The sequence below is a fragment of the Pseudobdellovibrionaceae bacterium genome (assembly GCA_015163855.1).
Taxonomy (GTDB): domain Bacteria; phylum Bdellovibrionota; class Bdellovibrionia; order Bdellovibrionales; family UBA1609; genus JAAOIH01.
Genome location: JAAOIK010000014.1, coordinates 1 through 13295, shown reverse-complemented (window position 1 = coordinate 13295; position 13295 = coordinate 1). Strand labels below are relative to the sequence as shown.

The 13295-nt window shown below is 35.2% G+C and carries 14 protein-coding genes; 1 reads left to right on the top strand and 13 read right to left on the bottom strand.

The window, feature by feature from the left end; translation table 11 throughout:
• The 3 genes from HAW63_02245 to HAW63_02235 all read right to left on the bottom strand — a co-directional run.
• Positions 1-425: NADH-quinone oxidoreductase subunit J (locus tag HAW63_02245; GenBank protein ID MBE8162791.1), on the bottom strand; the 425-nt coding region annotated here is incomplete at its 3' end.
• A 1-nt stretch (position 426) separates the two neighbouring features.
• On the bottom strand, positions 427-1560 hold the full coding sequence (locus HAW63_02240) for an NADH-quinone oxidoreductase subunit H (protein ID MBE8162790.1): 1134 nt from the start codon (positions 1558-1560) through the stop codon (positions 427-429).
• Between the two features lie 23 nt (positions 1561-1583).
• Positions 1584-1952, bottom strand: a complete 369-nt coding sequence (locus tag HAW63_02235; GenBank protein MBE8162789.1) for an NADH-quinone oxidoreductase subunit A — start codon at positions 1950-1952, stop codon at positions 1584-1586.
• A gap of 35 nt (positions 1953-1987) precedes the next feature.
• On the opposite strand from HAW63_02235, the gene mfd reads away from it, so the two are divergent.
• Complete coding sequence (mfd, locus tag HAW63_02230) at positions 1988-5170, top strand: transcription-repair coupling factor (GenBank protein MBE8162788.1); 3183 nt, start codon at positions 1988-1990, stop codon at positions 5168-5170.
• Positions 5171-5232: 62 nt separating this feature from the next.
• Here the strand turns inward: mfd and HAW63_02225 are convergent, their stop codons facing one another.
• The 10 genes from HAW63_02225 to HAW63_02180 form a co-directional block, all read right to left on the bottom strand.
• Positions 5233-6192: a hypothetical protein gene (locus HAW63_02225; GenBank protein MBE8162787.1), complete on the bottom strand. Its 960-nt coding sequence runs from the start codon at positions 6190-6192 to the stop codon at positions 5233-5235.
• Between the two features lie 145 nt (positions 6193-6337).
• Positions 6338-6595, bottom strand: a complete 258-nt coding sequence (locus tag HAW63_02220) for a F0F1 ATP synthase subunit epsilon (GenBank protein ID MBE8162786.1) — start codon at positions 6593-6595, stop codon at positions 6338-6340.
• 51 nt (positions 6596-6646) lie between these two features.
• Complete coding sequence (gene atpD / locus HAW63_02215) at positions 6647-8056, bottom strand: F0F1 ATP synthase subunit beta (protein ID MBE8162785.1); 1410 nt, start codon at positions 8054-8056, stop codon at positions 6647-6649.
• A gap of 58 nt (positions 8057-8114) precedes the next feature.
• Entirely contained in the window at positions 8115-8981 is an 867-nt protein-coding gene (gene atpG, locus HAW63_02210) for an ATP synthase F1 subunit gamma (GenBank protein ID MBE8162784.1), read from the bottom strand.
• A 34-nt stretch (positions 8982-9015) separates the two neighbouring features.
• Complete coding sequence (locus HAW63_02205) at positions 9016-10530, bottom strand: F0F1 ATP synthase subunit alpha (protein MBE8162783.1); 1515 nt, start codon at positions 10528-10530, stop codon at positions 9016-9018.
• 11 nt (positions 10531-10541) lie between these two features.
• Positions 10542-11093 carry an ATP synthase F1 subunit delta gene (gene atpH / locus HAW63_02200; GenBank protein MBE8162782.1) on the bottom strand — a complete coding sequence of 184 codons (552 nt, stop codon included), beginning with the start codon at positions 11091-11093 and terminating at the stop codon, positions 10542-10544.
• On the bottom strand, positions 11080-11640 hold the full coding sequence (locus tag HAW63_02195) for an ATP synthase F0 subunit B (GenBank protein MBE8162781.1): 561 nt from the start codon (positions 11638-11640) through the stop codon (positions 11080-11082). The genes atpH and HAW63_02195 overlap by 14 nt, the downstream gene beginning before the upstream one ends.
• A gap of 6 nt (positions 11641-11646) precedes the next feature.
• A complete protein-coding gene (locus HAW63_02190) occupies positions 11647-12072 on the bottom strand; it encodes an ATP synthase F0 subunit B (protein ID MBE8162780.1) in 426 nt (141 codons plus the stop codon).
• A 58-nt stretch (positions 12073-12130) separates the two neighbouring features.
• Complete coding sequence (locus HAW63_02185) at positions 12131-12472, bottom strand: polymer-forming cytoskeletal protein (GenBank protein MBE8162779.1); 342 nt, start codon at positions 12470-12472, stop codon at positions 12131-12133.
• Positions 12473-12475: 3 nt separating this feature from the next.
• Positions 12476-13295: ParB/RepB/Spo0J family partition protein (locus HAW63_02180; GenBank protein MBE8162778.1), on the bottom strand; the 820-nt coding region annotated here is incomplete at its 5' end.

Sequence of the window (13295 nt, the reverse complement as noted above, 5' to 3'; positions counted from 1 at the left end):
TATTTGGTAAACAAAGTTTGTGACAAGCCTTTAATGCTCATGTCTTTTAATAATTCAGAAAAGCTGTTGTCAGAAATTAAAGTTAAATGCATTGCGTTTTTAGACACTAAAAAAATGCCAGTTACTAAGCCAGAAAACCAAGCCACAGCACTAATTTTTAACCATATAGATATTGGCTTTTCTGTAGATTTAAAAGTGGCCTCTTCATTTTTAAAAATCATAATAACCATTACAAATAAAACCATTACCGCGCCAGTATAAACAATTAATTGTACTGACCCCAAAAAATAAGCCTTTAGTAAAAAAAATAAAAAAGCCTGCACAATCATGGTGCCTGTTAAAGCTAAAATAGCTGTCATAGAATTTTTTGTAGACACAACAGCCACCGCAGAAAATAAAAGTAAAATAGCAAAAAAATAAAACATTTTATTTAAAAATAAATAGTATTATTGCAGTAATAATAGTATTTAATACTCCCAGTGGTAATAATTTTGTCCAACCCAACTGCATTAACTGATCATACTTAAATCTTGGCAAAGTCCAACGCACCCAAATAAAAATCCACAAAAACACAAAAACTTTAAACATAAATACAGAAAATAAAGTTAGTGCCGTTAAAAAACTTAACCACCCTGCTCCCACTCCCATAGACAATAAAAACTGACTTACCTCTGCGGTGCTAACAAAGGGGATTTGATGGCCTCCAAAAAATAATACAGTCATTAAGGCTGACCCCACCAACATATGTCCATATTCGGCTATGTAAAACATATTCATTTTTAAACCACCGTACTCTGTGTGGTAACCCGCCACTAACTCTGCCTCGGCCTCGGGCAAATCAAAAGGGTGGCGATTGGTTTCGGCAAAAACAGCAATAAAAAACAAGACAAATCCTAAAGGTTGAAAAAAAATACCCCAGTTGGGTAAAAAAGAAACCTTGTGCAATACATCGCCTACAGCAACAGCCAAAACTCCCTGTTGTGCGCTAACAATAGTTTGTAAATCAAAGCTGGAATAAATTAACAGCACACCTGCCAAAGATACGCCCAATGCCAATTCGTAACTAATAACCTGAGCCGCTGCTCGCAAAGCTCCAAACAAAGAGTACTTATTGGCCGAAGCCCAACCTGCTAACAAAATAGAATATACTCCTAAAGCAGACACTCCCAAAATAAACACTAAAGAAAAGTTTAAACTATAGCTTTGAAATTCTATAACATAAGGGCCCCACTGCTGATTAAAAAAAGTAAAAATAGGAATAGAAAAAGGAACAGATAAAGGAATTGCTCCAAAAGCTAAGGCTCCTGGAATTAAAGCTAAAATTGGAGCTAGATAAAATAAAGTTTTTTTTGCATCCTTAGGAACAAACTCTTCTTTAAATAAAAACTTAATTAAGTCGGCCAACAATTGCGTTAAACCCAAAGGGCCCACTCTGTTTGGGCCAAAGCGGTTTTGAATAAATGCCGAGGCTCTTCGCTCAACCCAAACTAGTAAAGGTACAATTTTTACCATTAATAAAAAAATAAAAATAATTTTAATAGCATTAATGGCTATGTTCATTATATCCACTGTTATCCTTTAACCTAGTGCCAGTCCAAAGCCTTTGAACGAATTTCCCAAATTAACCCATATAAAAACAAAGCTATAAAAATTAACATCGCTATTAAAATATAAAGCCCCCACCCTGCTGTTAAAAAATCTTTGTATGCCACAGCCCAAGGGTAAATAAAAACAATTTCTATATCAAAAATAATAAATAGTATCGCTGTTAAATAATATTTAACCGGTACATTGTTAGTTTGCGCAAAGGAGGGTAGGCCGCACTCATAAGATGAGCTTTTGATAGCGCTTTTAGATTTTTTAGGACCTAAAATAGAGGCCACACCTAGTAGCAAAGCCCCAAAGCATAAAACAAAAAAAATTAAAAATAAAATTGCAAAGAGTGCTGTCATAAATACCTAGTTTATGTTATAGATTGTACTCTCCTATGCGGTCAACAAGAAAGCTAGAACTTAGCAGCCTCTCTTTTCAAGAAATACCTGCTCAATATTTTGTAGAGGGCTTTCATAAAGAGGCTTTTATAGTCAAACAATTACAAGAAGTTTCTGAGCTTCAGTTTGTCATTACCAGCACAGAAGCAGAGCTGCATTCTCTTTACAAAAATCTATGCTTTTTGCTCCCTAATCGCCCCATTTATACCTATATTCAAGAGGACGAAAACCCTTGGGCTATTTTGCGTTTTTTAAAAACACTAGAAACGGCAAGCCCCGAAACTATTTTTCTATTAAGTATCCACCACTTACGCATTGCCCCCTCGGCAAGTAGCTACAAAAGCAATCAAACCTCCATCACCCCCAACTACTCTTTTCCTATATCTGTAGAAAATTTTATGCTTCAAAAGGGCTATAAACCTAGTTTGATTGTTGAGGGGCCTGGGCAATTTAGTATTAAAGCTGGAGTTTTAGATTTTTTTTCCCCACAAAACTCTACCCCTACGCGGTGTGAGCTGTTTGGCGATACGGTAACTGCATTATTTAGCCTCGATGTGGATAGTCAAATTACTATGCAAAGCCTTTTGCAAGAGACGCTTTGGAACAAAAAATCGCCAATAGATAATGCCGAAACTTTATTAAATTACTTTCCTAAAAATAGTTGTATTTGGAATTTTTGTCCATTAAACGAAATAAATAACGAACTATCCAGTGGCCATAAAAACCAAAATATTATTTACTTAAATCAAAACAGCCTTCACTCCCAAAAACTGGTGGAAATTCCCTCTTCTGGAAAAAACTTAAAGACCTTTACGCAAAAAATAAAACAAAAAAATATATTAGAAAAAAAAGTTTATTTAAAAGAGCAAATAAAAAAATGGAATAATAAAAACATACAAATTGTTTTATCTTCTGAAAAACACAGCCAAAGTGTAGAAATAAAAAATTTATTTTTAGACATAAACATTCCTGTATCTGAGTTAGAATCCTTTAGCGACATAAGTGAAGAGGCCGTTTGCATTATACAAAAACCCATTAGTTGCAGTTTTATTTTAGAGCAAGAAAAGCTTGTTTTGCTAAAAGCACAAGATCTTTTAAGTGTGAAAAATATAAAAAGCCTTCGCCCTCAAGAGCAATTAAAGTTACAGCTTGGCTCCATCAGCATAGACTCTTTAAACCCAGGCGATTTAGTAACTCACATTCAACATGGAGTTGGAAGATATTTGGGATTAAAATTTATGACTATATCTAGTCAAGAAATGGAGTTTATACATTTAGAATATAAAGATAAAGAGCAGTTGTATATTCCTGTTTATAAAATAAATAGTATAAAAAAATATATTGGTAACACCTCCATTTTAGACAAGTTGGGCAATAACAAATGGCAGCACACCAAAACACAAGTTAAAAAGCGTCTTCAAGATATTTCTTTCGAACTCTTAGAGCTTTATGCCCAAAGAAAAAGCCTACAGCGACCAGCCTTTACCCCCTCTAAAGAATTGTATAAAAATGTTTCGGCAGGCTTTCCTTACAAAGAAACCAAAGATCAAGCCAAGGCTATTAATAGTGTGTTAAGTGATTTATTAAGCACCACCCCAATGGACCGATTAATTTGTGGAGATGTGGGTTTTGGAAAAACAGAAGTCGCGGTAAGGGCTTGTGCTCGAGCCATAGAAAATAACAAGCAAGTGGCTATTTTAGTTCCTACAACGGTATTAGCCTTTCAACATCACAAGCACTTTTTTGAGCGACTAAACCCTTTTTCTGTTCAAGTAGAAACTTTAAACCGCTTTGTGCCTTTAAAAAAACAAAAAGAAGTAATTGCACAATTAAAAACTGGGCAAGTGGATGTGCTTATTGGCACACACAAGCTATTAAACAATCAGCTAGAATATAAAAAATTGGGTTTATTAATTATTGATGAAGAACAAAAGTTTGGAGTAAAACACAAAGAGAAAATTAAACACCTTAAAAAAAATATAGACACCCTAACTTTATCTGCAACCCCTATACCAAGAACATTAAACTTTAGTCTTTTAGGTTTAAAAGATATTAACTTAATTCAAACTCCTCCACAAAATAGATTGTCTATTAGAACTTTTATTAATTCTTACAATAAAAATATTATCAAAGAGGCCATTCAACAAGAAATGCAAAGGGGTGGCCAAATCTTTTTTTTACACAATAAAGTAAAAAACATAGAGCTTGTTAGTTCAGAAATAAAAGAGCTTGTGCCTACGGCCAAAGTGGCCTTTGCTCACGGACAATTGCCCGAAAATCAATTAGAACAATCTATGCTAGATTTTGCTAATAAAAAAACAGACATACTAGTTTGCACCACCATTATTGAATCTGGTTTGGACATACCCAACGCCAACACTTTAATTATTAATAACGCTCACTTGTTTGGGCTCTCTCAGCTTTACCAAATTCGTGGCAGAGTGGGCCGTTCTAATCATCGCGCTTACTGTTATTTACTAATACCTCCACAACAAAATATAGACGAAAAAGCTTTAGAAAGATTGCACAGCATTCGAGATAATACAAAGCTAGGCAGTGGTATTTATATTGCGCAAAAAGATTTAGAACTTAGAGGGGCTGGTGATTTGTTAGGCGAAGAGCAATCAGGCACTTTAAATGCCATTGGCTATGAGCTTTACTTAGAATTATTAGAAGAAGCTATTAACCAAGCAAAAAGCAATCAAACTTTAAAAAAACAAAATAAAAGTATTAGCAATATTACCTCTGATATAGAACCAGATATTTATTTACCCTACCCTTGTTTAATTCCTCAAAACTATATTTCTGACATTAGAACAAGGTTGTATTATTATAAAAAAATTTCTAGCATCCAAAGTATTAATGATATGGATTTTTTAGAGGACGAATTAAGAAACAATTTTTGTAAACCTCCCGTGGAGGTTTACAACTTAATGGGGCTAATTTTAATTAAAAACTGTGCAAAAACTGCAGGTATTCTTTCTGTAAGTTTAAAAAACACTTCGTTAAATTTAAAAATTACTAACAACAGCCCTTGTGCCGAACAGTTAATTGCTTTAATACAAAAGCAGCCAGAAAAATATCAATTAAGTAAAAGCGATTTAGTAAAAATAGAGATAACAAATACTCAGTGGGAAGTGGTTTATCAAGCTTTACAAAAATTAATGTCTGTTGATTAGTCAAAGTAGTCAAAGTGTCTGTTGACTACTTACTTTAGTCCATGGCGGCGTCTTAAAAGTAATTAGAAATTAAACTGTAGCTTTATTCTTGTAATAAAATCTTCTAAGTTAATATCGTACTGCTGATTTTTACCTTGAGATAAACTATAAACCGATTCAACTCCTATTAAATGGTTTTTCCAAAAATTATAGTTAAAAGTGGCTCGTGCACTTATGCTGTGTCCAGACTGATTTACTCCCACAGGCAAAGAAGAAGAGGCTGTAAATGTTACCGCTTTTATTCCTACCAAACCACTCCAGTTTTTTTCTTTTATTAACCGATAGTCTACTCCTACTCCGTAATCCAAATGTTGTGCCGCTAATAATATTCCCTTAGGCCCATAGGCTAGTCGGTCTTTAACACCAAATAATACAGAAATAATCCAAAGGTCCCAGTTCATGTAGCTTTCTAAGTAGGCTTCTTTTAAAGTAAAGTTAAATTTAGCAGAATTAGCTTCGTTAGAAAGATAAGTTTTCTTAGAATATTTAGAGCTTAAACCAATAGAGTATTTATCGCTAAGGTGATAAATACTTTTTATATTCATATCAAAACCGCCTTGAGAATTATATTCCAAAGCATTAGAAGCTTTTCCGCTAGCTTTTAAATAGGGCCCTACCTGCCACTCTATGGACCAAGGGTTAGCTACTCGATCGATTAGTGAAGTTCTTTTTTGCACACTTGGGTTTTGTATTTCGTTATCATCAAAACCCAAGTCACTGGCAGCGTTGATGTAAGCCAACACTCTTTTTTGAGAGGGCAGAGTTAATTTTTCTTCTGCATAAATTAAATTTGGATTTTCAATTTGTGGGTTTAAAGAAAGATATAAGGGTAAAACCACTTTCCAGTTACTAAGATTAAGGCCGTGGTGTTGAAAAATTAATTTAGAAAGCGTGTCGCCCCAAACTAAAGTAATTTCTTGAGCAAAAACTGCTTGGCTAAACAAAGCAAACAGACACAACAAAAAATATTTAAACTTTTTCACAAGATTATTCTACAGCTACAAGGTAGGGTAACTCAACGGCTCTAAAAAAAACTAAACTTTCGTATATGAAAATTTACTTTTAAATAAAAAGTTAATCTTGTTCTGACTTTTAAGCCTTAAGCCTTTAAGCTTTAATCTTTTAGCTTTAATCCTTAAGCGTTTCTGCTAAAATTAAAACATTACCTTGGGGCGAAACTTCTAAATATCCCCCCTCTACAAAATAAGAAGAAAAAGCCTTTTTATTAATATCATAAAACTTTAAAGCCCCTTTGCCCAAAGTAGTTAGCAGCGGAGCATGCCCTTTTAAAACTTGTAAGCAACCTTCCGTGGATACCACGGCAATACTGCTAACAGCTTTGTTATTAAAAACCAATTTATCGGGGGATATTAAACTTAGCTGCATAATACATACTCCAAAATGCTCACTACATTTTTTTAATGCGTTTTATTTTAATTATAAAGTTTTTGCCTTTTCCAAAGCTTCTTCTACAGTACCTACTAAATAAAAAGCTTGTTCGGGAACATCGTCATGTTTACCTTCTAAAATTTCTTTAAAGCCTTTAATAGTATCTTTAACATCTACATAAGCTCCTTTTAAACCAGTAAACTGCTCTGCCACAAAGAAGGGTTGGCTTAAAAATCTTTGCACTCGACGGGCTCTTCCCACAACCGCTTTGTCTTCGTCAGATAGTTCGTCCATTCCTAAAATAGCAATAATATCTTGTAAGTCTTTGTACCTTTGTAACAAAGCTTGAATTTGTCTTGCCACTTTATAATGTTCTTCTCCCACAATGTCGGGGGATAATAATCTAGAAGTAGAAGTTAGCGGGTTCACTGCGGGATAAATACCCAAGGCCGCAATTTCACGATCCAAATTTGTAGTTGCATCTAAATGAGTAAATGTTGTTGCCGGAGCGGGGTCGGTATAATCATCTGCAGGTACATAAACGGCTTGCACAGAAGTAATAGATCCTTTTTTTGTAGAGGTAATTCGCTCTTGTAAATCTCCCATTTCGGTACTTAATGTTGGTTGATAACCCACCGCCGAAGGAATTCTTCCTAACAAAGCAGACACCTCTGCCCCAGCTTGAGTAAATCGAAAAATATTATCTACAAACAATAATACATCTTGTCCTGCAACATCACGAAAATATTCTGCTTGAGTTAGTCCTGTTAAAGCCACTCGTGCTCTCGCCCCTGGCGGTTCATTCATTTGGCCAAATACCAAGGCCGTTTTATCAATTACTCCCGACTCTGTCATTTCGCGATATAAATCATTACCTTCTCTTGTTCTTTCGCCAACTCCCGCAAACACAGAGTAACCACCATGTTCTGTGGCAATGTTACGAATTAACTCTTGAATTAAAACGGTTTTTCCAACACCCGCCCCTCCAAACAAACCTACTTTTCCCCCTTTTGCATAAGGAGCTAATAAATCAACGACTTTAATTCCTGTCATTAACATTTCGGCATGAGTAGATTGTTCTGAAAATGGCGGCGCTTGTCTGTGAATGGGCCAAACTTCTTTAGCGTCCACTTTTCCTTTGCCATCAATGGGGTCGCCTGTAACATTTAACATTCTTCCTAAAACACCCTCTCCCACAGGAGTCGAAATAGGTATACCTAAATTTTTTACTGCTTGCCCACGAGTTAAACCCTCTGTGGCATCCATGGCAATGGCTCGAATAACACCTCCGCCTAAATGTTGAGCCACCTCTAAAGTTACATTCCATTCTTCATTATTAATATTAGGGTTAGAGATTTGTAAGGCTGTTAAAATTTCTGGTAACGCACCTTCTTCAAATTCCACATCCAAAACAGGACCTGTAATTTGTTTTACTTTCCCCATTGTCACTTTTTCCATTAAAACTCCTTTCCTTTTTTCTTTAACTTTATTTTATTTAACTTAACTTAACTTAACTTTATTTTACTGCTTCTGCTCCGCTAACAATCTCCATTAACTCTTTTGTAATATTTGCTTGGCGCAATTTATTATAAGTTAGGGTGAGTTTTTTAATCATATCATTAGCGTTGTTAGTGGCGCTATCCATAGCTGTCATGCGAGCCGCATATTCGGCCGCTACACTTTCACTTAAATAACGATACACTTGGCTAGTGAAATGCTTAACTAGCAGCTTTTCTAAAAATTCCATAGCTGGTGGTTCAAAAATATAATCATCAGAAAATGTTTGTCCGTCAGGACTGTCTTCATACTCTACAGGAAAAATTTTTTCCACAACTCTTTCTTGAGAAATAACCGATTTAAACTCATTATAAACAAAATGAATTTCGTCATACTTGTTAGTCTTAAAAAAGTGCATTAATTTATTAGAAATACTTACTGCCATTTTGTAAGATAGCTCTTTAGAAACATTAGGTACACTCTCTACGGCTTCAATCTGTCGTGCTTTAAAATAATCGATGGCTTTTTTGCCGATTAAAAACAAACCTATACTTTTATATTTATTTGCCTCTGTTGTTAAAAAATTTTCTGCAAAACGATTAACCGTGGTATTAAAACCTCCGCACAAACCTCTATCTCCACTAACTACCACTAACAAAATATTTTCTACTTTGTCTTTTTTTTCTAAAAAAGGGTGTTGAATTTTTGGGTTTTTAACAAGGCGAGAAATTAAAGATCGCAACTGTTGTGCGTAAGGGCGCATATTAATAATATGTGCTTGCGCCTTACTAAGTTTAGCAGCAGATACCATCTTCATAGCTTTGGTAATCTGTTGCGTATTAGTAACGCTGGTAATTCGACTGCGAATGTCTTTCATATTAGACATATATTTAAAACCCCTTTTCTACTCTTCTTAATAATTACTTTGCAAAAATAATTGCAAATTTGTCTAATGCCTTTTTTAATGCTTTTTTAATTTCATCGGTAATTTTATTACCGGCCTCTAAATCTGTTATAATGTTTGCATGGTTTTGATAAATAAATTCTAACAGTTGTTTTTCATAACTGGCAGAGTCAGACTCTTGTACTTCGTCCATATAACCATTGGTTACAGCAAAAATCGAGATAATCTGATCATAAACTTTATAGGGCGTATATTGAGGTTGCTTTAGCACCTCAACCATGCGGCGACCTCGAGCCAGTTGTGCTTGCGTTGTTTTATCTAAATCAGAAGCAAAAGCAGAGAAAGCTTCTAGCTCTCTAAACTGTGCTAAAGATAATTTTAAAGTTCCTGCTACTTGTTTCATAGCTTTAATTTGCGCGTCCCCGCCTACGCGAGAAACCGACTTTCCCACATTCACTGCTGGTCGAATACCTTTGTGAAATAAATCGGTTTCTAAAAAAATCTGTCCATCAGTAATCGAAATTACATTGGTAGGAATGTAGGCCGAAATATCTCCCGCTTGAGTTTCAATAATAGGCAAGGCTGTTAAAGATCCGCCGCCTTCGTCTTTATTTAATTTACAAGCTCTTTCTAAAAGACGGGAATGAATATAAAATACATCCCCAGGAAAAGCTTCTCTTCCCGGAGGTCGTCTTAATAATAAAGATAATTGTCGGTAAGCTTGTGCTTGTTTAGTAAGGTCATCATAAATAATTAATGCGTGTTTACCATTGTCTCTGTAGTGCTCGGCCATAGCGCAACCAGAAAAGGGAGCTAAAAATTGTAAGGGCGCCGATTGAGAAGCCGTGGCTGCAACAACAGTAGTGTATTCCATAGCTCCCGCTTGAGTTAGTTTTTCCACCACCTGTGCTACTGTAGATTGTTTTTGTCCGATAGCTACATAAAAACAATGAACATTCTGCCCTTTTTGATTAATAATAGTATCAATAGTAATAGCGGTTTTTCCCGTTTGACGATCACCAATAATTAATTCCCTTTGTCCGCGGCCAATGGGGATCATAGAATCAATCGCTTTAATTCCCGTTTGCATTGGTTCACTAACTGGATAACGAGTCATCACCCCTGGAGCTTTTGCTTCAATTAATCGAAACTCTTTAGTATCAATAGCGCCTTTACCATCAATGGGTCTTCCCAGTACATCTACCACTCGGCCCAACAGTGCGTCTCCCACAGGAACACGAACAATTTTTTTTGTTCGCTTAACTTCATCGCCCTCGCGAATACTGCGGTCTTCTCCAAAAACCACCACACCCACAGAGTTCTCTGCTAAGTTTAAAGCCATTCCGTATAAATCGGCAGAAAATTGTACAAGCTCCCCTACCATTACATTTTCTAAACCATGAATTTGTGCAACTCCATCTCCCACAGACAAAACCGTGCCCACTTCTTCAAAGTTTAATTTTTGGTCATAGTTGGCAATTTGATCTTTTAAAATTCCGCTAATCTCATCAATACGAATAGATACATCCATGCTTTGTCTCCTTAAAAACTTAGGTTTCTTTTTATATGTTTATTTAAATTATCTATTTTATTATTAAACGAAGTGTTTAGTGTGTGCCCTGCAATCCTAACAATAAAGCCTTCGGCTAAAGAAGGGTCTTGTTTGTACTCTAAAGTAACATTGGCTTTAAACTGATCCACTAAAGCAGTTTCTAACTGTTTTTTTTCTAAATCGCTTAGCGAGGCTACGCTAATAACACTTCCCTTTAATATTTTGTTATGTTCGTTTTGCAACAAAAACAAAAGCGAAATTATATTTTTTATTAAAAAAAATCTTTTGTTTTCTAACAACAAAGATAAAAAGTTTTTTGTAACCGTGTGAAAGCTAAATTTATCTAAAACAACCTGCAGGGCTTGCTTTTGCTTTTTTATAGAAGAAACTTGGTTGTCAAAAAACAACAAAAAGCTTGGTTCTTTTTCAAACAAGGCCAAAAGATTATTACAATCTTTTAGTACTTCTTTAATGCAGGCTTGCTCCATGGCTAAGGAGTAGTATGCCTTTGAATAAGTTTGTGCTAGTTTAGTTTTTTTCATTAAAGTTCTTGGTTTCTTTTTTATTTTTTAACAGCGACAAATTTATACTGCTAGCAGTACCTTGGGTTTTTTGATTATCTAAAGCCTTTTCGCAGGCGGTGTGTAATAATAACTCGGCCAAGTGGTTTTTGGCTTGCAAAACCTCGGCTTGTATTTGGCTTTTAGATTTTTTTAAAATATGTGCTGCTTGAGCATTTGCAGAAGCTATTTGTTCTTCTGACATTTGTGCAGAGTGAGCCTTGGCCTCTTCTATTTTTTGTGTAACCGCCCGAGATAATTGCTGCCACTTATCTTGCCATTGTTGAAGAATCACTTTTGTTTCATTAGCCTTTTTATTTGCGCTAGCTTCTTCTGATAAAAAATGATCTTTTTGCGTTTTAATAGCCACTGCAAGAGGCTTTTTTAAAAAAATTTTTACAAGAATAATTAACAAACTAAAATTAACTACTTGGCTAATAATTAATCCCCAAGGAATTCCCCCGTGGGCCCCCGATGCGGCTTCTGCAAAAAAAGGAAAAGTAAAAATAGAAATAAATAAAATAAACATAATAAATTATAAAACGCTTTTGGTAATTACTTTGCTTAGCTCTTGCGAAAAAGGGGTTATTTGTTCTTTTTGTTTGTTAACTTCGCTATCAATTTTTACTTGTAAATCGGCTATTAATTTTTCTGCACTGTTTTGTGCTGTGGTTATTATTTCTTGTTCTTTTTGCACTGTCGCTTTTTTGTCTTCTGCAAAAATAGCCTGCACCTGTTTATTTAAATCTTTTAGTTTAACTTCGTATTTTTCTTGAAATTTTTGTGTTTGAATTTTGTCGGCTTCTTCTTTCTTTCCTTGCCCCTCTACTAAATTACATCTTTGTAAATAGGCTTTGTAGTAAGCTTGAAACAAAGCCAACAAAAAAATATAGCTAATTAAAAATAAAATTCCTTGAACAAAAAAGGTGTAATTTAGCCCCAAGTCAGTAATTAGTTTCATGGCTATCTTATTAAATTTTATGCCCAAAAGGGTCAAGCTTTATTCTGAATTTGCTGGCCTAATCTGTGGCTTTAATTTTTTTAATGCTTCCTTCAAACAGGGCTCCATCTTTCACCTCTAAAACCGCTGTTTCAATAAAACCTTTTACCACCGCAGTGGGTTGCAATAGAACCTTTTTTTTAGCAAAAATTTCTACATTGTTCATAGATCCCGAAACAATAACCGTATCTACTAAAATTTTTCCCTCTACAAGAGCTCCTTCTTGAACTACTAAAGTTCCTTGTGACTCTAAAGAGCCTTTAAACTCCCCTCCCATTTTTAAAACACCATCAAAGCGTAAATGGCCTTCAAAAAAAGTTCCCTCTGTTAAAAGCCCTGTTACTTCGCTGTTTTGAAACATGATTTACTTTAAACCCACTAAAGACTGCACAATATTGTTAAGTTGTTCGTCTGTGGAAAAATGAATACTCAAACAACCCTGACCACTTGAATACTCTATCTGAACTTTAGTCCCCAGTTTTCTCTGAATTTGTTCCTGTACCTTGCTTAATTGTATTTCTTTTTCGGTTTTTGCCTTGCCGGTAAAGCTGGCCGCTTTTTCCTTTAGCTTTTCTTTTTTAATTAACCGTGACAAAGCTTGTACGCTTAAATCTTTTTTAACCGCTAAATAAGCAAATCGTTTTTGTAGCCCTAAGCCTTCTAAACTTAACAATAACTTCGCTTGCCCTAAAGATAGTTTGTTTTCCCTTAAAAGCTTACGCACTTCTGTGTCTAAATTTAATAATCTTAATAAATTAGCTAAAGAGGCGCGGTTTTTTCCCAGCCTATCTGCCAAAACCTGCTGAGTAACCCCTTGTGTATTTAGTAATTTTTGTAAAGCTTCTGCTTCTTCCATAGGGTTTAAATCTTCTCTTTGTATGTTTTCTATTAAAGCTAACTCTGCAGAATGCTTATCATTGGCTTCTTTAACAATAACAGGAACCTTGCTTAAGCCCGCTTTTTGAGCCGCTCTCCATCGTCTTTCTCCTGCTATAATTTCAAAGGCTCGTTCTCCGCAAGACCTTACCACTATGGGTTGCAAAATTCCTTGCACCTTAATAGATTGAGACAAAGCCTGCAAAGCTTCGTCGTTAAAAATGTCTCGTGGTTGATTTTTGTTAGGGCGAATCCACTCTACAGACACAAACAAAACCCCTTGGTTTATATTAGTTGCTGTGGGTGCG